This window comes from Paracoccus sp. (in: a-proteobacteria), from assembly GCF_030538755.1.
In the GTDB taxonomy this organism is placed as follows: domain Bacteria; phylum Pseudomonadota; class Alphaproteobacteria; order Rhodobacterales; family Rhodobacteraceae; genus Paracoccus.
In genome coordinates, this window is sequence record NZ_JAUNTJ010000028.1 from 1 (window position 1) to 21057 (window position 21057).

The 21057-nt window shown below is 67.0% G+C and carries 24 protein-coding genes; 14 read left to right on the forward strand and 10 right to left on the reverse strand.

Features of this window, described 5'->3' with window-relative positions:
• From Q4G14_RS13645 to Q4G14_RS13665, 5 genes are all read left to right on the forward strand, one after another.
• On the forward strand, window positions 1-557 hold a 557-nt coding region (locus Q4G14_RS13645; protein WP_303362312.1), incomplete at its 5' end, for a holin-associated N-acetylmuramidase.
• Window positions 548-1210 carry a holin family protein gene (locus Q4G14_RS13650; RefSeq protein WP_303362313.1) on the forward strand — a complete coding sequence of 221 codons (663 nt, stop codon included), beginning with the start codon at window positions 548-550 and terminating at the stop codon, window positions 1208-1210. The genes Q4G14_RS13645 and Q4G14_RS13650, both read left to right, overlap by 10 nt.
• A gap of 92 nt (window positions 1211-1302) precedes the next feature.
• Window positions 1303-3273, forward strand: a complete 1971-nt coding sequence (locus Q4G14_RS13655; RefSeq protein ID WP_303362314.1) for a heme lyase CcmF/NrfE family subunit — start codon at window positions 1303-1305, stop codon at window positions 3271-3273.
• On the forward strand, window positions 3270-3743 hold the full coding sequence (locus Q4G14_RS13660; protein WP_303362315.1) for a cytochrome c-type biogenesis protein: 474 nt from the start codon (window positions 3270-3272) through the stop codon (window positions 3741-3743). Before Q4G14_RS13655 ends, Q4G14_RS13660 begins: the two co-directional genes overlap by 4 nt.
• A gap of 63 nt (window positions 3744-3806) precedes the next feature.
• A complete protein-coding gene (locus tag Q4G14_RS13665) occupies window positions 3807-4577 on the forward strand; it encodes an enoyl-CoA hydratase-related protein (RefSeq protein WP_303362316.1) in 771 nt (256 codons plus the stop codon).
• A 77-nt stretch (window positions 4578-4654) separates the two neighbouring features.
• Here Q4G14_RS13665 and Q4G14_RS13670 read toward each other — a convergent pair whose 3' ends face one another.
• The 3 genes from Q4G14_RS13670 to Q4G14_RS13680 form a co-directional block, all read right to left on the reverse strand.
• Complete coding sequence (locus Q4G14_RS13670; protein ID WP_303362317.1) at window positions 4655-5341, reverse strand: NUDIX domain-containing protein; 687 nt, start codon at window positions 5339-5341, stop codon at window positions 4655-4657.
• A complete protein-coding gene (locus tag Q4G14_RS13675) occupies window positions 5338-5739 on the reverse strand; it encodes a DUF983 domain-containing protein (RefSeq protein ID WP_303362318.1) in 402 nt (133 codons plus the stop codon). Before Q4G14_RS13675 ends, Q4G14_RS13670 begins: the two co-directional genes overlap by 4 nt.
• A gap of 71 nt (window positions 5740-5810) precedes the next feature.
• Complete coding sequence (locus tag Q4G14_RS13680; protein ID WP_303362319.1) at window positions 5811-7199, reverse strand: diguanylate cyclase; 1389 nt, start codon at window positions 7197-7199, stop codon at window positions 5811-5813.
• A 111-nt stretch (window positions 7200-7310) separates the two neighbouring features.
• Here Q4G14_RS13680 and Q4G14_RS13685 point away from each other — a divergent pair, with 111 nt between their 5' ends.
• The 3 genes from Q4G14_RS13685 (at window position 7311) to Q4G14_RS13695 (ending at window position 9273) form a co-directional block, all read left to right on the forward strand.
• Complete coding sequence (locus Q4G14_RS13685) at window positions 7311-7601, forward strand: DUF3572 domain-containing protein (RefSeq protein WP_303362320.1); 291 nt, start codon at window positions 7311-7313, stop codon at window positions 7599-7601.
• 83 nt (window positions 7602-7684) lie between these two features.
• Window positions 7685-8263, forward strand: a complete 579-nt coding sequence (locus tag Q4G14_RS13690) for a heme NO-binding domain-containing protein (RefSeq protein ID WP_303362321.1) — start codon at window positions 7685-7687, stop codon at window positions 8261-8263.
• A complete protein-coding gene (locus tag Q4G14_RS13695; protein ID WP_303362322.1) occupies window positions 8260-9273 on the forward strand; it encodes a diguanylate cyclase in 1014 nt (337 codons plus the stop codon). The genes Q4G14_RS13690 and Q4G14_RS13695 overlap by 4 nt, the downstream gene beginning before the upstream one ends.
• A 283-nt stretch (window positions 9274-9556) precedes the next feature.
• Here Q4G14_RS13695 and Q4G14_RS13700 read toward each other — a convergent pair whose 3' ends face one another.
• Both Q4G14_RS13700 and Q4G14_RS13705 read right to left on the reverse strand, forming a co-directional pair.
• Window positions 9557-10576 carry a zinc-dependent alcohol dehydrogenase family protein gene (locus Q4G14_RS13700; RefSeq protein ID WP_303362323.1) on the reverse strand — a complete coding sequence of 340 codons (1020 nt, stop codon included), beginning with the start codon at window positions 10574-10576 and terminating at the stop codon, window positions 9557-9559.
• Between the two features lie 161 nt (window positions 10577-10737).
• The gene (locus Q4G14_RS13705) at window positions 10738-13149 is read right to left on the reverse strand and encodes a penicillin acylase family protein (RefSeq protein WP_303362324.1); all 2412 of its coding nucleotides are present in this window, start codon (window positions 13147-13149) and stop codon (window positions 10738-10740) included.
• A 131-nt stretch (window positions 13150-13280) separates the two neighbouring features.
• On the opposite strand from Q4G14_RS13705, the gene Q4G14_RS13710 reads away from it, so the two are divergent.
• Window positions 13281-14144 (forward strand): NAD(P)-dependent oxidoreductase, encoded by an 864-nt coding sequence (locus Q4G14_RS13710; RefSeq protein ID WP_303362325.1) that lies wholly within the window; start codon window positions 13281-13283, stop codon window positions 14142-14144.
• A 94-nt stretch (window positions 14145-14238) separates the two neighbouring features.
• Here the strand turns inward: Q4G14_RS13710 and Q4G14_RS13715 are convergent, their stop codons facing one another.
• The 3 genes from Q4G14_RS13715 to Q4G14_RS13725 are packed head-to-tail and all read right to left on the reverse strand — an operon-like array spanning window position 14239 to window position 16389.
• A complete protein-coding gene (locus Q4G14_RS13715) occupies window positions 14239-15159 on the reverse strand; it encodes a pseudouridine-5'-phosphate glycosidase (protein WP_303362326.1) in 921 nt (306 codons plus the stop codon).
• On the reverse strand, window positions 15156-16031 hold the full coding sequence (locus tag Q4G14_RS13720; protein WP_368661375.1) for a PfkB family carbohydrate kinase: 876 nt from the start codon (window positions 16029-16031) through the stop codon (window positions 15156-15158). The genes Q4G14_RS13715 and Q4G14_RS13720 overlap by 4 nt, the downstream gene beginning before the upstream one ends.
• Complete coding sequence (locus Q4G14_RS13725; RefSeq protein ID WP_303362328.1) at window positions 16021-16389, reverse strand: helix-turn-helix transcriptional regulator; 369 nt, start codon at window positions 16387-16389, stop codon at window positions 16021-16023. The genes Q4G14_RS13720 and Q4G14_RS13725 overlap by 11 nt, the downstream gene beginning before the upstream one ends.
• A gap of 177 nt (window positions 16390-16566) precedes the next feature.
• Here Q4G14_RS13725 and Q4G14_RS13730 point away from each other — a divergent pair, with 177 nt between their 5' ends.
• The 5 genes from Q4G14_RS13730 to Q4G14_RS13750 all read left to right on the forward strand — a co-directional run bounded on the left by Q4G14_RS13730 (window position 16567) and on the right by Q4G14_RS13750 (window position 19273).
• Window positions 16567-16938: an AtpZ/AtpI family protein gene (locus tag Q4G14_RS13730; protein ID WP_303362329.1), complete on the forward strand. Its 372-nt coding sequence runs from the start codon at window positions 16567-16569 to the stop codon at window positions 16936-16938.
• 41 nt (window positions 16939-16979) lie between these two features.
• A complete protein-coding gene (locus tag Q4G14_RS13735; protein ID WP_303362337.1) occupies window positions 16980-17687 on the forward strand; it encodes a F0F1 ATP synthase subunit A in 708 nt (235 codons plus the stop codon).
• Window positions 17688-17751: 64 nt separating this feature from the next.
• Window positions 17752-17988 (forward strand): F0F1 ATP synthase subunit C, encoded by a 237-nt coding sequence (locus Q4G14_RS13740; RefSeq protein WP_090611015.1) that lies wholly within the window; start codon window positions 17752-17754, stop codon window positions 17986-17988.
• 80 nt (window positions 17989-18068) lie between these two features.
• A complete protein-coding gene (locus tag Q4G14_RS13745) occupies window positions 18069-18704 on the forward strand; it encodes a F0F1 ATP synthase subunit B' (protein ID WP_303362330.1) in 636 nt (211 codons plus the stop codon).
• Window positions 18701-19273, forward strand: a complete 573-nt coding sequence (locus tag Q4G14_RS13750) for a F0F1 ATP synthase subunit B (protein WP_303362331.1) — start codon at window positions 18701-18703, stop codon at window positions 19271-19273. The genes Q4G14_RS13745 and Q4G14_RS13750 overlap by 4 nt, the downstream gene beginning before the upstream one ends.
• A 74-nt stretch (window positions 19274-19347) precedes the next feature.
• Here the strand turns inward: Q4G14_RS13750 and Q4G14_RS13755 are convergent, their stop codons facing one another.
• Complete coding sequence (locus Q4G14_RS13755; protein ID WP_303362332.1) at window positions 19348-20112, reverse strand: FadR/GntR family transcriptional regulator; 765 nt, start codon at window positions 20110-20112, stop codon at window positions 19348-19350.
• Window positions 20113-20238: 126 nt separating this feature from the next.
• Window positions 20239-20895, reverse strand: coding sequence for an OmpA family protein (locus Q4G14_RS13760; protein ID WP_303362333.1), 657 nt, complete (start codon window positions 20893-20895; stop codon window positions 20239-20241).
• Between the last annotated feature and the right edge of the window lie 162 nt (window positions 20896-21057).

Here is a 21057-nt window from a genome sequence, read left to right on the forward strand (position 1 = left end):
TCAACGACCCCGACGATCCCGGCGGGGCGACGAATTACGGCGTCACCATCGGGACGATGCGCCGCCTTGGCATGGATGTGAACGGCGATGGCCGGGTCGATGAACGCGATGTGCGGGCGCTGACCCGCGCGCAGGCGGTGCAGGTTTACGTCGAGCATTACTTTCGCCGCCCGCGTCTGGCCGAACTGCCGGTTGCGGTGCAGGCCAGCGTGTTCGACATGCAGGTGAACGCCGGCGCGAATGCGGTGAAGATCCTGCAACGGTTGCTGACGCGCATGGGCTTTGCCGCCAGTGATGACGGCGTGATCGGCCCGCGCACCATTGCGGCGGCGCAATCGGCGGCGCAGGTCGCCCCGCAGCATCTGGCCGACGCCTATGGCATCGCGCGGCGCAATTATTACTATGCCATCGCCGACGGCCGCCCGGCCAGCCGCAAATATGCCCGGCGCAAGGATGGCGGCAAGGGCGGCTGGATCACGCGGGCCGAGGAATTCATCAGCCCGAAATACCACCTGACCGCCGCGCAACACCGGGAAAGGACTGCGAAATGGGCATGATCGACCGCTTTCTGAACCTTGGCGGCACCGTGACGGCGGCGGGCAACGTGGCCGAGATCTTTCGCCAGAACGCCACTCGCCGGATGGAGCTGGACGAAGACGCCTATGCCCGCGCCATCGACCAGCTTGGGTTGGAATTTGCCCATGCGCCGCAGACCTGGTTCGACAGTTTCGTGAACGGGCTGAACCGCCTGCCGCGTCCGGGGATGACGGTCGGGGTGCTGGGCCTGTTCACCTATGCCATGGTCGATCCCGTCGGGTTCAGCCTGCGGATGGAGGGGCTGGCCGAGGTGCCCGAGCCGCTGTGGTGGCTGCTGGGCGCGATTGTCAGCTTTTATTTCGGCGCGCGCGAGGCGCATTATTTCCGCAACCGTGTCGTGCTGGAACGGTCCGGCCGCAAGGCCCGTGCGCAGGGCACGGCGGATGCCAGCGGCGCGGGCATGGTCGCCGTGCATGACCCCGAAGGCGATGCGGCGCTGGATGCCGCGCTGGCCGCAGCCATGGCCGCGCCCGCCGATGCGGTGGCTCCGATGATGCCGGTGGCTGCACCCGTGGCCGATCCACCCGCGATCCCGCAGGGCTGGCGCCTGCCTGCCGATGCTTTCGCCGATAATGCCGCGCTGCGCGACTGGTCGGCCAGCCTGCGCGGATAAGCCACACAGAAAACTGAAGCGCGGTGGCGCAGGGGGGACTGTTCCCCCTTGCGCCATCGGTTTATGGTCGGCTCAGCCTAAGGGGGACGACCATGATCGCAGAATTCGGCCACTTTGCCTTGATTTTGGCCTTTATGGTGGCGCTGTATCAGATGATCGTGCCCATGATCGGCGCGTCGCGCGGCTGGACCGCGTGGATGGACAGCGCCCGCCCCGCCGCAATGGCGCAGTTCCTGCTGACCGGGCTGTCGTTTTGCGCGCTGACGGTGGCCTTTGTCACTTCGGATTTCTCGCTCAGGCTGGTTTACGAAAACTCGCATACGGCCAAGCCGATGCTGTATAAAATCAGCGGCGTATGGGGAAACCACGAAGGTTCGATGCTGCTGTGGGTGCTGATCCTTGCGCTGTTTGGCGCGGCGGCGGCGGCATGGGGCGGCAATCTGCCGCCGGCGTTGCGCGCGCGGGTGCTGGCGGTGCAGGCGGCGATCGGGGCGGCGTTCTATGCGTTTATCATCTTTACCTCGAACCCGTTTCTGCGGCTGGAAGTGCCGCCCTTTGACGGGCGCGACCTGAACCCGCTGTTGCAGGATGTCGGCCTGGCCCTGCATCCGCCGTTTCTGTATCTGGGCTATGTCGGCCTTTCGATGTCGTTCAGCTTTGCCGTTGCGGCCCTGATCGAAGGTCGGGTCGATGCCGCCTGGGCGCGTTGGGTGCGGCCATGGACGCTGGCGGCCTGGGTTTTCCTGACCATCGGCATCGCGCTGGGGTCGTGGTGGGCCTATTACGAACTGGGCTGGGGCGGCTTCTGGTTCTGGGACCCGGTCGAAAACGCCAGCTTCATGCCGTGGCTGCTGGCCGCCGCGCTGCTGCATTCCGCCATCGTCGTCGAAAAGCGCGAGGCGCTGAAAAGCTGGACGATCCTGCTGGCGATCATGGCATTCGGCTTTTCGCTGATCGGCACGTTCATCGTGCGCTCGGGCGTGATTACCTCGGTCCACAGCTTTGCCAGCGACCCGGAACGCGGCGTGTTCATTCTGGCGATTCTGGCGGTGTTCGTGGGCGGCGCGCTGACGCTGTATTCGGTGCGCGCGCAGGCGATGGCCGCCAAGGGGGTGTTCGCGCCGGTATCGCGCGAGGGGGCCTTGGTGCTGAACAACGTGCTGTTGGCGGTGGCCTCGTTCGTGGTGTTCATCGGCACGGTCTGGCCGCTGATCGCCGAACTGGGCTGGGGTGCCAAGCTGTCGGTGGGCGAGCCGTTCTTTAACAAGGCCTTTACCCCCTTCATGATCGTGCTGGCCGCCGTGCTGCCGCTGGGTGCGATCATGCCGTGGAAGCGCGCCACCATCCGCCGTGCGCTGATGCCGCTGCGCGGCGCGCTGGCGCTGACGGCGGCGGTGATGCTGCTGGTGTTCGCGGTCTCGACCGGGGAATCGGCGCTGGCGGTGATCGGCACCGGGCTGGGCAGCTGGATCATCTTTGGCGCAGCCGCCGAACTGCTGCATCGCACCGGAGGTTCCGGCCTGTCGCGTCTGGCGCGGTTGCCGCGCGCCGACTGGGGCAAGGCGGTGGCTCATGCCGGGCTGGGCGTGACCTTTATCGGGGTATCGCTGCTGATGGCATGGGAAACCGAGAATATCCGCGTCGCCCATATCGGCGAATCGTTCGAGTTGAGCGGTTACACGATCACCCTGCGATCCGTGGATGAGATCGAAGGCCCGAACTATCTGTCCACCATGGCCACCATGGATGTGGCCGGCAACGGTCGTCAGGTCGCCACGCTGCACCCGGAAAAGCGCGTCTATCCGGTGCAGGCCATGCCCACGACCGAGGCGGCGATCAACAATGGCGTGTTCCGCGACATCTATCTGGTGATCGGTGATGCGCAGGCGGGCGGAGGCTGGGCCGTGCGCTATTACATCAAGCCCTTTGCCAACTGGATCTGGGCCGGGTCGGCGCTGATGGCTCTGGGCGGGCTTATCAGCCTGTCCGACCGGCGCTATCGCGTGGCGGCGGGGGCGCGCCGCGCCTCGCGTCGTGCGGCGGCGGGGGTGCCTGCGGAATGAAGCGGCTGGTTCTGATTTTGCTGCTGGCCATGGCGCCGGTGACTGTGGCGGTGGCCCCGATGCCCGCAATTGCGGTGCAGCCCGACGAGGTGCTGGACGACCCCGTGCTGGAATCGCGCGCGCGCGCGATTTCGCAAAAGCTGCGCTGCCCGATCTGTCAGGGCGAAAACATCGACGATTCCAACGCCGCCATCAGCCGCGACCTGCGGCTTTATGTGCGCGAACGGCTGGTGGCGGGCGACAGCGACAATCAGGTGATCGACGCGGTGACGGCGCGCTATGGCGAGTTCGTTCTGTTCGAGCCGCGCGCCCGTGGGGCCAACTGGGTGCTGTGGCTGGCGGGGCCGGTGATGGGGCTGGTCGCGCTGGCCTTTGCCGCCGGTTTCCTGCGCCGCAGGCAGGGCGCGGTCGGGCCAACGCCCCTGACGGACGAGGAAAAGGCCCGGCTGGATCGGCTGATGAAGGACTGACGCCGGGTCTTGCTGGCGTGGCGGCGTGCAACTGTGCAGGATGCCCCCAGCAAGGGAGAGAGCATGACATTCCAGACCATCCTGTTCACCGTCGCCGACGGTATTGCCACGCTGACGCTGAACCGCCCGCAGGTGATGAATGCGCTGAACGCGCAGATGCGAACCGAGATCACCGCCGCGCTGACCGACCTGCCCGAAACGGTGCGCTGCGTGGTGATGACCGGCGCGGGGCGGGGCTTTTGTTCCGGGCAGGATCTGACCGATGCCCCCGCGGATGCCGATTTCGAGCGGGTGCTGCGGGACGAATACGAACCGATGCTGCGTGCCGTCATCGGGTGCCGCGTTCCGGTGATTGCGGCGCTGAACGGCGTGGCGGCCGGGGCGGGGGCCAATCTGGCGCTGTCCGCCGATCTGGTGATTGCGGCCGAAAGCGCCTCGATCCTTCAGGCGTTTACGCGCATCGGGCTGATCCCCGACGCGGGCGGCACCTGGCTGGTGCCCCGGCTGGCCGGACATGCGCGCGCCATGGGAATGATGCTGCTGGCCGAACCCGTCAGCGCGCGTCAGGCCGCCGATTGGGGCCTGATCTGGGAAGCCTTGCCTGACGATTTATTTACCGAAGGCGTGGCCCGCCGCGCCCGGCAACTGGCCGCAGGCCCCACCAGTGCTTATCTGGCGATCCGCCGTGCGCTGGCCGAATCGGGGCAGAACGGGATCGAGGCGCAGCTTGCGCTTGAGGCCGAATTGCAGGGCGTGGCAGGCCGCAGCGCCGATTTCCGCGAGGGTGTGGCTGCGTTTCTGGAAAAACGCCCGGCGCGGTTTAGCGGGCGGTAAGGTTGCGCCCCAAGGCCGGGGGTTTTCCACCCCCGGACCCCCGAGGATATTTTCAGACCAAAGATGAGGCCGGTGTGTCAGCCGATTTGGGCAAAGCGTGGGCTGGGGGTTCGGTTGTCGAAGAATGGCACGCTGTCGGGGATGGGCAGGGGGCCTTGGCCGGCGTTGTGGATCAGTTCGGCCACCTCGGCCAGCACGACTTCGGTGATGAAGGGCAGGTTCAGCGCCCGTGCCTGAGTCAGCGGCACCCAGTGCAGGTGCGAGAGTTCATCGCAGGCCGCGCTGAAATCTTGTGGATCGCCTGCGACTTCGGTGGCGTCTGCCAGGAAAAAGCGCGCGTCAAAGCGGCGAGGGCGGCCGGGCGGGGTGATGGCGCGAAAGACGAAATGCAGCGCGCCCGCATCGGGCAGAAGGCCGGCGGGGGCAAAGCCGGGCAGGGCGCATCCGGCACCGGGGCGGCCCAGCAGCAGGCCGGTTTCTTCGGCCAGTTCGCGCAGGGCGGCACCGGCCAGTGCGGCGGGGTTGGCGGGGGCGTCGTCGCGCGGTTCCGCCAGCAAGCGGTTGTGGTGCGTCGTTTGCAGCGGGCGGGCCAGCGGCAGCGTGGCATCGGTGGCATCGACCGCGCCGCCGGGGAAGACGTATTTCGACGGCATGAACGCGGCTTTTGCCCCGCGCATTCCCATCAGCACGCTGGGGTCGCCCTGATCGCGGCGGATCAGCAGAACGGTGGCGGCGTCGCGGATGGGAGGGTTGGTGTCGGTCATGCCGAATCGGGTTCGGCGTTGCTGCCAAATCCGTGCATTCGCCGCGCCCATTGCAGCCCGACCATCGCGCCCTTGATCCGCGGCAGCAGCAGCAGCGACAGCACCACCGCCGCAAGGCTGAAGCCGATCAGCATCGCCATGGGCGAGGGGCGGAACGCCATATAGACCCACAGCAGCAGCGGCGCGCCCAGGTGCGACACGATCAGGATGGTCAGATAGGCCGGGCCGTCATCGGCGCGCTGATGATGCATTGCTTCGCCGCAGGCGGGGCAGTGGTCATTGACCTTGAGGTAGCTGTTCAGCAACCTCCCCTCGCCGCATGAGGGGCATTTGCCCATGAAACCGCGCCGCATCGCAAGGCCGGTCTGCCGCTCGGGCGCTGTGTCCTGTCCGCTCATGACTGCTCCGTGAAAACCTTGCTGCAATATAGGTCAGGCTTGCGGGTATTGCCACGGGTTTGCGCAGGGGCCTAGGCGGCGGCCAGCATACAGCGGTTGCGCCCGCCGGATTTCGCCGCGCGCATCGCCTGATCGGCGCGTTCCAGCAGCGAATCGGTTTCATGATCGGCATCGGCCTGACCGGGGTGCGCGCCAAAGGTGGCCACCCCGACCGAGACGGTCACGGACAGCGCGCCGCTGCCCACCGTTCGCGGCAGGGGGATCGGGGCGGACATGACGGCGTGGCGGATGGCTTCGGCGCAGCGGGCGGCCCTGGGGGCGGAGGTGTCGGGCAGAAGCACCAGAAATTCCTCGCCGCCAAAGCGCACGACCGGGCCGACCGAGCCGGCGACCGACTGAATCCGGGCGGCGATGTCGGCCAGCACCGCATCGCCCGCAGCGTGGCCGTGCTGGTCGTTGATCTGCTTGAAACGGTCCACGTCCAGCGCCAGCAGGGCACATTCGCCGCCGCGCGCCTGTGCGTCGGCGATCATCTGCCGCAGCCGGGGCAGGGCAAAGCGGCGGTTATACAGGCTGGTCAGCGGATCGACCAATGACCAGGCGATGCTTTGGCGCGCCTCGGCCCGGCGTTCGTCGGCGTGACGTTTGCGCACGATCTGTTCGCGCAGGGCCAGCACGGTCATCTCGATCATGTCGGGCGCTGCCAGATCAGGCCCAAGCGTTTCGCCCGCGCCCAGATCCAGCGCGATGGCGGCCATTTCCGGCCGCTCGGGCGTTGCGGCGATGACGAAGGCCGCATCGCGCGACCCCGCGCGCGACCGCAGTTCCGACAGCAGGCGCAGCCCCTCGCCGCGCTGGTCCAGATCGGCGGCGATCAGATACAGATCGCCCGCATCCCCCCGCGCCACCGAAGCCAGAGCCTGCCCCGCATCCTGCACCGAAAAGCGATAGCGCAGCCGCTGCGACAGCGCGTGTTTCCAGCCCAAAGCCTGCGAGGGCGTTTCCGCCACCAGCACGATATGCGGCAACCCGCCCGCCGTGCGCCCATGCTGAAACGGCGCCTGCGATTCGGCGAAGGCGCGGGGCAGATCGACGCTGGCACTGTTGCGCAGCAGCCCGCGAATGCGCGCCAGCAACAGCAGCGCATCGCCGCGCGGTTCCAGCACGGCCGAGGCCCCGGCCCGCATCACCGCCAGCCGCTGTTCGGCCGGGCACAGTGCGATGATCGCCGCCCCGTCCTGTCCGCAATCGTCGCGGATCATGGCGCAGATCGCGGCGCAATCATGGCCTGGCACGCCCTGGCCCACGATCACCAGATCGGGCGCGAAAGCGCGCAGCCGCGCCATTGCTTCGGGCAGCGTGGCGGCGGTGGCGATGTCATAGCTGGCGGGTGTCAGCCGCCCCTTGAGAACAAGGCGATTCGTTGCCAATCCGTCCACGATAAGGATGCGGCCTGTCATTCTTGCGATGCGTCCTTTACACGCCTGCCTGTGCTTGGCACCTTGGCAGCAAATGTTTAACAAACCCTTTCGATCTGAAGGCACTGGCAAAAAAATCACGGGGCACATCCGATGACATGGACGCAGGACAGCGCCCGCGATCTGGCGGTCGAGGCGTTGGGCTTTATCGCCGCCGACCCCGAGATGGTGCAGGCTTTGCTGGCAAATGCCGGGTTGCGCGCGGAAGATTTGCGGCATCTGGCCTCCAGCCCCGATCTGGGGCAGTTCGTGCTGGATTTCATTCTGGAAGACGACCGCCGCGTGCTGGATTTCGCCGCCGGTGCAGGCATCCGCCCCGAGGCGGTGATGGCCGCGCGCACCGTTCTGGCCGGGCCGGGCAGCGCCGGGTGGTCGGCCGATTAAGGCGATCACATCGGCGCAATCCACCTGTCGGCTTATCGAATTGTTAAGAATTTGGTGCTAGTTCCGCTGTGCAAGGGGGCACAATGCACGGATTGATAAATCGCTCGATAGAAGGGTTCCTGCGCCATACTTATGGCGATTCGTTCTGGCATGATGTCGCCGGGGCGTCGGGGATTGATGCGCGCGGTTTTCAGACGATCCGCAACTATCCCGATGCGGTCAGCTTTGGCTTGGTCAATCAGGCGGCGCTGCGGCTGGACAAGCCCGAGGCCGAATTGCTGGAAGATCTGGGCGCGTGGCTGGCGGCGCGCGAACCCTTGCGGCGGCTGTTGCGGTTTTCGGGGCGCGATTTCGCGGACTTCCTGTTTTCGTTAGAGGAATGGCCGGGCCGGGCGCATATGGTCATCCCCGATCTGGGGATGCCGCGCATTCGGATCGAGCCGAAATCGGGGGATGAGTTGCGCGTGGTGATGCCCGATTGTTTTCCCGAATGGCGCAGCGTGATGGCCGGGCTGATCCGGGCGATGGCCGATGATTACGGCGCGCTTGGCCTGATCGCGGTCGAGGGTAACGGCGTGCGGGTGCAGATTTCCGACGATGCCTTTGCCGAAGGCCGCGCCTTTGAACTGGCCGCCTTCCCCGCGCCCGAGGTGGCCAGATGAGCGGCGCGCTGACCCCTGCCATCGCCATGGCCCCTGCGGCGCTGGATGCCTTGCTGCCCATGCATCTGCGGCTGGATGCCGGTGGCGCGGTGCTGGGGGCGGGGCCGACCTTGCGCAAGCTGCTGCCTCAGGGGTGTCAGCGGCTGAGCGATGCTTTTGTGCTGACCCGCCCCGTTTCGGGCGAGGATGATCTGATCGTGCTGACGGCGGCGGCGCGGCGCGGCGACCGGGTGTTTCTGCGCATGACGCAGCCGCCGGGCCTGTCACTGCGCGGCCATGTGGTGCCGCTGGACGATGGCGGGCTGCTGGTCAATCTGGGTTTCGGCATCGGTCTGGCCGATGCGGTGCGCGATTTGTCCCTGACCGATGGCGATTTCGCGCCGCCGGAACTGGCGATGGAGCTGATGTTCCTGCACGAAGCGAACCGCGCCGTCATGGACGAACTGTCCCGCTTTAACCTGCGCCTGGAAGAAGCGCGCGAAGCGGCGGAAATTCAGGCCTTCACCGATCCGCTGACCGGGCTTTACAACCGGCGCGGGCTGGAACTGGCGCTGTCGGTCGCCCTTCGTTCCGCCGAGGCGGCGCGGGGGCAGGGCGAGCGTGGCGGCTTTGCGCTGGCGCATCTGGATCTGGACCGCTTCAAAGAGGTGAACGACCGTCTGGGCCATGCCGCCGGTGACGAGGTGCTGATCCACGTCGCCGATGTGCTGCGCGCCGCGACCCGCAGCAATGATACGGTGGCGCGGGTGGGCGGCGATGAATTCGTGCTGATCCTGTCGGGCACCACCGCCCCGGACGCGCTGAACGCGCTGTCCCGCCGCATCATCAGCGGCATCGAGCAGCCGGTTCAGGTGGACGGCAACACCTGTCAGGTTTCGGCCAGTATCGGCATCGCCATTTCCTCGCGCTATCGCCACCCCAACCCGGAACGGATGCTGTCCGACGCCGACGAGGCGCTGTATGCCTCCAAGAACGCGGGCCGGGGCAGGGCGACGCTGCATGATGGGTGAGGGGCGAAGCCGCGCCCCCAATCGGAACGGGCGCTGCAAGCGTCAAAAGAACGCGAGGCAGGGCGGGCTGCGCCGATGCTGCGCTTTGCGCGAGTTTTCAGGACGAGCGATAAAATGGGGGCGCAGCCCCGATCTGCCGGGAAACCGGCGTTGGGCAGGGCTTGTGTGTCAAACCCTGATTCGCCCGGCGCTGTGCCCGGCTCACCCGGCGGTGGCACGGCGGGTTTGCCCCGCTCGCAACACCCCCCGCCGCGCCGGATCAGCCTGCACGGCGGGGTGTTGGTTACGATACCGTCAGCATGGTCTTGATCGCGCGGCGTTCGTCCATGGCTTTGTAGCCCTCGGCGACCTGATCCAGCGGCAGGACCAGATCAAAGACCTTGCCGGGTTCGATCTTGCGGTCCAGCACGCGGGCCATCAGGTCGGGCAGGAAGCGCCGCACCGGGGCCGGGCCGCCCAGCATCCGCTGTTGTTTAAAGAACAATTGCTGCCCGTCGAATTGCACCCCATGCGGCACGCCGACAAAACCGATGGTGCCGCCGGGGCGGCAGACGCCCTGCGCCTGCGCCATGGATTCGGCCATGCCGACGCATTCCAGCACCGATTCCGCGCCGACACCATCGGTCAGGTCCATGATGCGGGCGATGCCATCTTCGCCGCGCTCGGCCACGATGTCGGTTGCGCCGAATTCCAGCGCCAGTTTCTGCCGAGGCTCGTGCCGCGACATGGCGATGATGCGTTCCGCGCCAAGCTGTTTCGCGGCCATCACCCCCATCAGCCCCACCGCGCCGTCACCCACGACCACCGCCGTTCCGCCCGGACGCACGCCCGAGGCCACGGCGGCATACCAGCCGGTGCCCAGCACATCCGACACCGCCAGCATATGCGGGATCATGTCGGCGTCGGGCATGTGTTCGGTCGCCACCAGCGTGCCATCGGCCAGTGCCACACGCGCATAGGGTGCCTGCGCGCCCAGCATGAATTCGCGCTGCACGCAGGATGACTGGAACCCGAACTGGCAATGCGGGCAGGTGTTGTCGGACAGGCAAAAGCTGCCTACGACGAACTGGCCGGGGCGCAGCGTTTTCACCTCGGAACCGACCTCGATCACGGTGCCGCAATATTCGTGGCCCATGGCGACCGGCCCTTCCTGCGAGGACATGCCGCGATAGGGCCACAGGTCCGATCCGCAGATGCAGGTGGCGGCAAGCTGGATGATCGCGTCGGTGGGTTTCAGGATTTTTGGGTCTTCGACCTGCTCAAAGCGCACATCGCGCGGGCCGTGCATGACGGTTGCATACATGGGGCAGTCTCCTTTGAGTTGCGGGGCCGGGATCGGCACCGGCATTGCGGGCAGGATACAGCGAAATATCCCGCTGACTATGGCCGGTTTTCGATTGCGGTTATCCTGCTGCTGCATGAATGGCCCGCGGGGGCCGGTCGCAGGGGCTGGTCGCGGGGGGCCTAGCGGGCCGGTTCCAGCCGGGTGATGCCGCGCGCGGCGGCGCGGGCAAGCGCCGGGTCCAGCGACATGCTGACATATTCGCCCCGCCGCCACAGCCCGGCCATATCGTCGTAATGGCGCGACAGCGGATGCCCCGACTGCCCGGTTGCAATCACGAAAACCGAACTGTCCGGGTCGGCCAGATCATACACCGCGCGATAGCCCGCCCCGGCGACCTGCCGCCACGGATTGCCGCCCACCCCCGCCGATGTCGCCAAAGCCAGCGTCGAATCGCCGCCCGAGGTCGATTGCACCAGATTGACCACCCAGCCAAGGCCGGGGATACCGCCAAGCGCGGGGTTGATCTGATGCGCCTCATGCGCGTTGCCCCAACGCCAGCTGGTGACATCGGGACCAAAGCGGGCGCTCAGATCCAGGATCGCGGCATCCAGCGCCTGCCGGGCCAGCGTGGCGCAATCCTCGACCGGGGCGCTTTGCACCACGTCACACCAGCGCGCGGCACCCCGGCTGTTGCGGAAGGCGGCCTCGATAAAGGCCGGATACAGGCGGCGGATGTCGTCGGACAGGGGGCCAAGCTCGTCCCGGATCATCCGGTCCTGCAAGGCCTGCATCCATGCGGCATAGATCAGCGGCTCGGGCAGGTGTTCGCTCATCGCGCCGTCCCATTCGGCCAACAGGCCAAGCGCATCCTGCCGCTGCCGTTCCGGCGTGCCGGGGGCGGCGGGTTCGCCGGTGAACCACAATTCCGCCCCGACCAAGGGCAAAAGCTGCCGTGCGACGGGGGACACGATGTCCAGTTGCGTTTCGATCAGGCTGTCGCGGGAATGGATTTCGCGGCTGTTCATCAACCGGCCAAGGCGCGCCATGCGCGGCCCGCCCGCCCCCTCGCCCGTCGTGGCGACGACAGCGTTCTCCGTCGTGGAGGGCGTGGGCTGCGAGGCCGGCTCCTGCCCCTGCCAGCGGTTCGCGGGCACCCAGCCGGGGGCGGGCAGGTGGCCGGCGGTCTGGCTGGCCGGGTCGCGGCGCGGCACCTCGCCGGCGACGACGCGGCCGACGCCCTGCTGATCGGCCAGCAGCACGTTCAGCGCCGGGGCAGTCATACCGGCCAGTGCGCGGCCCGCCGCGCTGCGGTCGCGGGCCGTCATCAGCCCCAGCAGCGCGGAAAAGCTGGCGTCATCGGGCCTTGCGCCGGTCCAGCTGATCGCCGTCACATGCCCGACCGGAGCGATCTGCGACAGCGCCGGGCTGGTCATCACCGGCCCGTTCACCGTGCTGCGCAGCGTGATGGCGCGGTCCTGCCCGTCCAGCACCCGGATGATTTCGCGCCCGGTGTCAAAGCGGGTCCAGCCCTGTTCGGTGCGATAACGGTTGCTGTCGCCCGGCTGCACCTCTTCGATCAGCACATCGGTATCGTCCAGCGCGGCGGGGGTGATCCCCCAGGCCAGGGCGGTGTTGCGCCCCGACAGCACCAGCGGCAGCCCCGGAACGGTGCCGCCGATCACCCCGCCCGAGCTGAGTTCCAGCCGCGCCAGATACCACAGGCCGGGCGCGGTCAGCGGGCCTTGCGGGTCATTGGCCAGAATCGCTCCCCCCATGGCGGTGCGCGTGGGGGCAATGGCAACCGCACTGGCGCTTAGCCCGGCATCGGCAGGCAGAAACCCGGCCAGCACGGTGGCGCGATCCGGCGCCGGGGGCAGGCGTTCCGGCGGCAACAGCCGCGCGCCGGGGAACAGCCCGGCATAATCGGGCAGCGCCATCCCGCCGGGCGGCGCCAGCAGATCGGCCCCGCGACCGGGCGCGGCCAGCGACAGCCGCGCGCGCAGCACCTCGTCCGCCAGCGCGCTGCTCGAGGCTACCGCCATCAGCTTGAGAATGGCCAGCGAATCGGCGGGCTGCCAATAGGCGATGTCGCCGGGATAGATAAAGAACTCGGGCGCGCCCCGCCCCCGTGCGCCTTCGTTGATCTGGCGAATCCATTCGTTCACGCCGCGCGCATAGGCGTCCAGCGCGGCGCGGGCCTGCGGTGTCTGCGATTCCAGTGCCTGCCCCGCCAGCCGCGTCAGCCCAAGCCGCCGCGCCAGATCATCGGCAGGCAGCGTGCGCTCGCCATAAATTTCCGACAAGCGGCCCTGCGCGGCGCGGCGCAGCGCCAGCATCTGGAACAGCCGGTCCTGCGCATGGGCCAGCCCAAGGGCAAAGAACACGTCATCATCGCTTTGGCCAAAGATATGCGGCACGTTTTCGGTGCTGCGGATGATGTCCACCGGCGCGCTGATGCCCGGCACGCTGAACGCGCTGTCGTAATCGGGCAGCGAGCGGATGGCGAAATACCAGACCAGCACGGTCGCCGCGACAAAGGCGGCGATCATGCCGATGGTGATCCTCAGCAGCCAGCGGAAAAGCGTCAGCATGTCGGGTGGCGATCCTTGGCGGCAGAAGGGAAGCGCGCGCCTTGACCCGCGCGCGCCCGAATGGTGGGGTGCTGCATAGGACAGCCGCGCGCGCATTTCAACGCGCGCGATAGTGAAAGGACAAAGGCAGCATGGCGCATGTGGCGTTTCTGGGACTGGGCGTGATGGGTTTCCCGATGGCCGGGCATCTGACGGCGGCGGGGCATTCGGTGACGGTCTATAACCGCAGTCCCGCCAAGGCGGCGGCATGGGTGGCGCAATATGGCGGCACCAGCGCGCCGACCCCGCGTCAGGCGGCCGAAGGGGCGGATTTCGTCATGGCCTGCGTCGGCAATGACGACGACCTGCGATCGGTTGTGCAGGGCGATGATGGTGCCTTTGCCGGGATGAAGCCGGGGTCGGTGTTCGTCGATCACACCACGGTATCGGCCAGGGTGACGCGGGAACTGGCCGAAATCGCGCGCGGGGCCGGGCTTGGCTGGGTCGATGCGCCGGTCTCGGGCGGGCAGGCCGGGGCGGAAAACGGCGTGCTGTCGGTGATGTGCGGCGGCTCGGATGCCGATTACGCACGGGCCGAGCCGGTGATCGCCGCCTATGCCCGCATCTGCCGCCGCATGGGCGAGCCGGGCGCGGGGCAGGTGGCCAAGATGTGCAACCAGATCGCCATCGCCGGGCTGGTGCAGGCGCTGTCGGAATCGCTGGCCTTTGCGCAGAAATCCGGGTTGGATGTGGGGGCGCTGGTCGAGGTCATCTCTCAGGGTGCGGCGGGCAGTTGGCAGATGGCGAACCGCCACACCACCATGGCCGAGGACCGTTTCGACTTTGGCTTTGCCGTGGACTGGATGCGCAAGGATCTGGGCATCTGCCTTGACGCCGCCAACGAGGTCGGGGCCAGCTTGCCGGTTACGGCGCTGGTCGATCAGTTCTACAAGGATGTGCAGCGCATGGGCGGAGGCCGCTGGGATACCTCGTCACTGATCGCCCGCTTGCGGTAAGGTATCGCCCAAAGATGCGTATTTGGGCAAACAGGAAGCACATAGGCCGCTTCCTGTTTGTTTAAATACGCACCTTGGGGGGCAACGCTGCCGGTCAGGGCTGCCGCGCCATTTCCGCAGCGATTTCAGCCGCCAGTCGCGCATTGTTCAGAACCAGCGCGATGTTCGATTCCAATGATCGGCCGCCGGTCAGTTCAAAGATGCGTTGCAGCAGGAACGGCGTGACGGCCTTGGCGGTGATGCCTTGTGCCTCGGCATCGGCCAGTGCCTGTTCGACGACCGGAGTGATCTCGGCCAGCGGGATTTCGTCGGCCAGCGGGATCGGGTTCGTTACCAGTTGCCCGCCGGGCAGGCCCAATGCGGCGCGCATGTCGGCGGCGGCGGCGATTTCGGCGGCGCTGTCCAGGCGCAGGGGGGCGGGCAGGCCGGACTGGCGCGACCAGAAGGCGGGCAGGTCGTCCTGACCATAGGCGATCACCGGCACGCCAAGGGTTTCCAGCGTTTCCCATGTCTTGGGCAGGTCCAGAATCGCCTTGGCCCCGGCGCAGACCACTGTGACCGGGGTTTGCGCCAGTTCATACAGGTCGGCGCTGATGTCAAAGCTGGTTTCGGCCCCCCGATGCACGCCGCCGATGCCGCCCGTGGCAAAGACGCGGATGCCGGCCAGATGCGCGCCGATCATGGTGGCGGCGACGGTGGTGGCGCCGGTGCGGCCTTGCGCCAGGCAGACGGGCATATCGGCGCGGCTGACCTTCATCGCCTGATCCTGCGGGGTGCGGGCGAGGCGCTCCAGTTCGTCATCGGTCAGGCCGATGTAGATATGGCCGCTCATCACCGCGATGGTGGCGGGTTCGGCACCGGCCTGACGGATGGTGTCTTCGACCTTGCGGGCCATTTCCAGATTCTGCGGAAAGGGCATTCCGTGGGTGATGATGGTCGATTCCAGTGCCACCACCGGGCGGCCTGCGTCCAGTGCGGCGCGGACGGCGGGGGCGAATTTCAGCGGGGCGTTCATGGGACATCCTTTCCAGAGACATGGGCGGCAGCGGCCTGAGCGGCGCGCATCAGCGCCGTTTCGCGATCCGTGCCATCGCGTTCGGCGGCGATATGGGCGGCCAGAAAACAATCGCCCGCCCCGGTCACGCGGGCGATGCGGACGGCGGGGGGCAGGGCCGAGATCGGGGCGGCGGAGGCGGCGGCCTCGGCCACCAGCTCGCCGCCGTCGGTGACGATGACGCGGGGCGCGCCGCGCGCAACCACGGCGGCGGCGGCAGTGGCGGCATCGGCGCAGGGATGGCCAGCCAGCGTCTGCGCCTCGGCCCGGTTCAGGTAAAAGGTGCCGCGCCGGGCGGCGATCAGGGGTTCCAGCCGCTCGGCCTTGCCGGGGCTGGCGGGGACGATGCGCAGATCGGCCTGCGCCAGCCGGGGGTCGGCGGCGATCTGCGCCAGCAGCGTTTGCGTCAGGTTGCCATCCAGCACCACCGGGCCGGACCAGCCCGACAGCGCGGTATCCAGCGGCGACAGGATCGCGTCGCCCGCCGCTTCGAGCGAGTGGGCGTCGGCGATGGCGGCGATCAGGCCGCGCGAATCCTCGATCGCCATATAGCAGTCGGTCGGCAGGTCGTCGCGCCGGGTCAGGTGGTTGCAGATCACCCCCAGCCGGGCGGCCTGATCGGTCAGCGCCCCGCCCTCGGGGTCGTTGCCGACCGCCGACAGGATCGCGGGCGCCATGCCCCAGCGGGCCAGTGCCACGGCGACGTTCAGCGCCACGCCGCCCGGCACATGGGCGATGCGGCCCGGCACGTCCTGCCCGACCTGCATCGCGCGCGGCGCGCGGCCGATCACGTCCCACAGCATCGCGCCGATGCACAGAATGTCAGGTTTCATCGTCATCCCTTAATTCGGCCCTTAATTCGGTGGCCAGAAACCGTTCGAAATCATCCAGATCCACCGGGTCGAACTGGCCAAAGCCCTGCATCCAGACGGATGCGGCGCGCATCCCGTCCGGGTCCAGCTTGCACCATGTGATCCGGCCCCGGCGTTCCTGCACAATCAGCCCCGCCGCCGCAAGGGTGGCCAGATGTTTCGACACGGCGGCAAGGCTGATGCCGAACGGCTCGGCCACGTCGGACACGGCCATGTCGTCCTCTAGCAGCATGGCCAGCACCCGCCGCCGTGTCGGGTCGGCCAGCGCGGCAAAGATGGCGTCCAGCCGGGCGGGATTGGGGCGGTTCTGGTCGGTCACGGCGGGCCATGCTTAACTGCGGGGTTGAATATGGACCGGGCCGATGGGCAAAGTCCAGCCCCGGCCTGTTGGCGATGACATGAATAAAAACAGTCTGTTAGATCGTGACGGGGGTTGCTTGACTCGGGGGCGGGCAGCGCCTATCACCCCGGACAACCGATGACGGGGACATGAGCCATGGCCGATCAGCCGGACAGCGGGGCACAGCGGGCGCTTGACGCCGCGCGGCTGCGCGATCTGGAGCGACGGATTGCCGAACTGACCCCAAAGGATGAAGGGCCAAGCCCTTTGGCCGGGCATGACAAGGCGCATATCGCCTGGCGCATGGTGATCGAGCTGGTGTCGGGGCTGGGGATCGGCTTTGGCATCGGATACGGGTTGGACTATTGGCTGGGCACTACGCCCATCATGCTGATTGTCTTTATCTTTCTGGGCTTTGCGGCGGGCGTCAAAACCATGATGCTGACCGCGGGCGAACTGAACAGGCCGGAACCGCCCGGCGCAGATCAACGGGCCGGGCGCGAAACCGGCAAGGACGAGGGGAACTGAACGTGGCAGCAGGTAACGAGGGCGGTCTGGTCTTTCACCCGATGGATCAGTTCATCGTGAAACCCCTGTTCGGCGACGGGCCGGTTCACTGGTATACCGTTACCAATGCCACGCTGTGGATGTTCCTTGCCATCGTCGCGATCACGCTGCTGCTGGTCGTGGGCACCCGTGGCCGCGCCATCGTGCCGAACCGCACCCAGTCGATCGCCGAACTGGGCTATGGCATGGTTCACAAGATGATCGAGGATATTGCGGGCAAAGAGGGGCTGAAATTCTTCCCCTATATCATGACGCTGTTCATGTTCATCGTGTTTTCCAACATGCTGGGCCTGATCCCGCTGGCTTTCACCACCACGTCGCATATCGCGGTGACGGCGGTGCTGGCCGTGGCGGTGTTCGTGACCGTGACCATCGTCGGCTTTGTCAAAAATGGCGCGCATTTCCTTGAACTGTTCTGGGTGAAATCCGCGCCGCTGGCGCTGCGCCCGGTGCTGGCCGTGATCGAGGTTATCAGCTATTTCGTCCGCCCGCTGAGCCATTCCATTCGTCTGGCTGGCAACATGATCGCGGGCCACGCCGTTATCAAAGTGTTTGCAGGCTTTGCCGCCATCGCGCTGGTGTCGCCCCTGTCGGTGGTCGCCGTGACCGCGATGTATGGGTTCGAGGTGCTGGTGGGCTTTATCCAGGCCTATGTGTTCACCATCCTGACCTGCGTCTATCTGAAGGACGCGCTGCACCCGTCGCACTGACGGGCGCGGCCCCGCGCGGGTCATCCAACAGAATTCACAACTTCCAACCGCAAGGAGAAAAGACATGGAAGGCAATATCGGAGAGCTGGGTCAGTACATCGGCGTTGGTCTGACGGCCATCGGCATGGGCGGCGCCGCCATCGGTGTGGGCAACGTTGCTGGCAACTTCCTGGCGGGCGCGCTGCGCAATCCGTCGGCTGCCGCCGGTCAGACCGCGACGCTGTTCATCGGCATGGCCTTTGCCGAAGCTCTGGGGATCTTTTCGTTCCTCGTCGCGCTGCTGCTGATGTTTGCGGTCTGATCCTTTCCCATCCTTGCGGCGGGGTGGGGGCGCGGGTGCGTTCCCTCCCCTTCGTGACCTGATAGGCCAAGGGTGAGGACATGTTCAGCCTGCTACAGCAGACCGCGCCTGTCGTGGTCGAGGAAACAAACGAAATCATCGTCGTCGAACCCGCAGTCGCCGGGGTGACGGCGGACGCCGCCCATCACGGCGCCGATGCGGCCCACGAGGTCGCCAATACCGGCCTGCCGCAGCTGGACGTATCGACCTTTCCGAACCAGATCTTCTGGTTGGTCATCACTCTGGGCGTGATCTACTGGATCCTGTCGCGGATCGCGCTGCCGCGCATTGCGGCGGTTCTGTCTGACCGGCAGGGTGCGATCACCGGCGATCTGATGGCCGCCGAGGAATTCAAGCGCAAGGCGCAAGAGGCCGAGGCCGCCTATGACAAGGCGCTGGCCGATGCCCGTGCCGAGGCGCAAAAGATCGTGGCCGCCAACCGGGCTGAAATTCAGGCCGAACTGGATGCCGCCATCGCCCATGCCGATGCGGAAATCGCCGCCCGTGCCTCGGAATCGGAACGTCGTATTGGCGAAATCCGTGCCTCGGCGGCGGCGGATGCCGAAACCGTGGCCCGCGACGTGACGGCCGACCTGCTGCGCGCCTTTGGCGGTGCGGCGGATCAGTCGGCCATTGATGCGGCGGTGGATCGCCGTCTGAAAGGGGCCGTGCAATGACCAAGCCGTTCACCATCCTTGCGGGTGCCGCTGGCGGTGTGATCGCCGCCGGTCCGGCCATGGCGGCATCCGGCCCGTTCTTCAGCCTGCACAACACCGATTTTATCGTGCTGCTGGCCTTTCTGCTGTTCGTGGGCATCCTTGTTTACTTCAAGGTGCCCGCGGTGATCGGCAACCTGCTGGACAAACGGTCCGAGGGTATCCGCGCCGATCTGGACGAGGCACGTCGCCTGCGCGAAGAAGCGCAAGAGATCTATGCCAATTACGAACGCCGTCAGCGCGAAGTAAAGGTTCAGGCCGACGAGATCGTGGCCAATGCCAAGCGCGAGGCAGAGTTGCAGGCCGCCAAGGCCAAGGACGATCTGGCTGCCTCGATCGACCGCCGCCTGAAGGCCGCGCAAGATCAGATCGCCAGCGCCGAAGCTGATGCCGTTCGCGCCGTCCGCGACCGCGCCGTGGCTGCGGCGGTTGCCGCCACCGGCGAATTGCTGGGGCAGCAGGTCGCCAGTGGCAGCCGCTCGGCCGGGATTGACGACGCCATCGCAGATGTGGCGCGCAAGCTGAACTGACGCCGCCCGATCGACGAGGGACAAGATCGAACCCCGACCCGCAAGGGCCGGGGTTTTTCCATGCGTATGGGGCGTTATTCCGCGATATGGCGCAGCCGCAGCCGGGCGATGTCGGCATTGGCATCGCTGCGCGCCTGCGCCGCCAGCCGGGTCGAGACGAAATCCAGATGCACCACAATCGCCTGACGCGCGCGCGGCCCGTCGCGGTCTTGCAGCGCGGCGTTGATGGCGCGGTGCTGATCCAGCAGCGCGGCGCGGATGGCGGGATCGTCGAACAGGCGGGCGCGGTTATAGAACACCCCTTCGCGCAGCAGGTCATACATGGCGCGCATCATATGCAGGGCGATGATGTTGTGGCTGGCCTCGACGATGGCCATGTGGAACTGCACGTCCAGCGCCGATTCCGCCTGCGGATCATCGGCTTGCCGGGCGGTCTCCATCTGCGCCAGCGTGGCGGCGATCACCGCCAGATCGGCATCGCTGGCATGGCGGGCGGCACGGTCGGCGGCCAGCCCCTCGATGTCTTTGCGGAAATCCAGATAGTCATAGGGCGCGCGTTCGTGCCGCGAAATCAGTTGCACCAGCGCGGGGGAAAAGGCCGACCCCAGAACCTCGGCCACATAGATGCCGGAGCCGGGGCGGCTGGTCAGCAGGCCCGCCTGTTGCAGATCGGCGATGGCCTCGCGCAGCGAGGGGCGGCTGACGCCCAGACTTTCCGACAGGTCACGCTCGGCCGGCAAACGCTCGCCCGGACGCAGGATGCCTTGCAGGATCAGCGATTCGATCTGGCTTTGAACAGCCTGCGACAGTTTATGGGCTGGGATTTTCTGAAATGGCATGGCGGCCCCGCGTGAATTGGTCAGATTTTAGGACCAATCCGGGTGCAAGTCCATCGCGCCCGGCATCTGCGCGGGGCCGCTGATCGTGGGGCAGGGACCGTGCGTCCGGTCCCCGCCGTGGTTTGGTTACTGCGTCGGGCGGATCAGGATTTCCACGCGACGGTTCTGCGCGCGGCCCGCATCGGTGGCGTTCGAGGCGACCGGCTGGTTCGGGCCGACGCCGCGCGCGGCGATGCGCGCCTGATTGACGCCCGCTGCGGCCAGAATGCCCGCAACCGACTGTGCCCGGCGCTGCGACAGGTCCATGTTCAGCGCCATCGAGCCGGTGCTGTCGGTGTGGCCGACGACCTCGACCCGGCTGTTGGGATACTGGTTCAGGTTGCGCGCAACGGCATACAGGTCGTTCTGCGCCGGGCCGGACACCGCGGCCGAGTTGGTGGCGAACAGGATGCCCTCGGGCATGACCACTTGCAGATAGTTGCCGTGGTTGACGATCTGCACGTTCGGGTTGCTGATCTGCTGTTGCAGCGCCTGCGCCTGACGGTCAAGGATATTGCCCGCCACCGCACCGGCTGCCGCGCCGACAATCGCGCCGCGCGCGGCATCGCGGCCACGGTTATCGCCATCCTCGGTCGCGCCGATGACGGCACCCAGCACGCCACCGGCGATGGCGCCCTGCTGGGTGCGGCTCATGCCGCCGATGGGCTGGCCGGTCTGGTCGGTGCAGGCGGCGATGGCCATCAGGCCGGCGGTTGCCATAAGCAGGCTGATACGGGTTTTCATCTGTGTTCCCTTCGTTGTGCCGCAGCGTGATGCCGGGGCGTGATTCCGTGGCACAAGCGGGTGCCCGTGCCTTAACGCCGCGCAGCTTGGGCCGGTTCCGCGAAAGATTCCAGTCACATCGGCGTGGCGCGGTGCTTGCATCATCATGACGCAGCGGTCAAA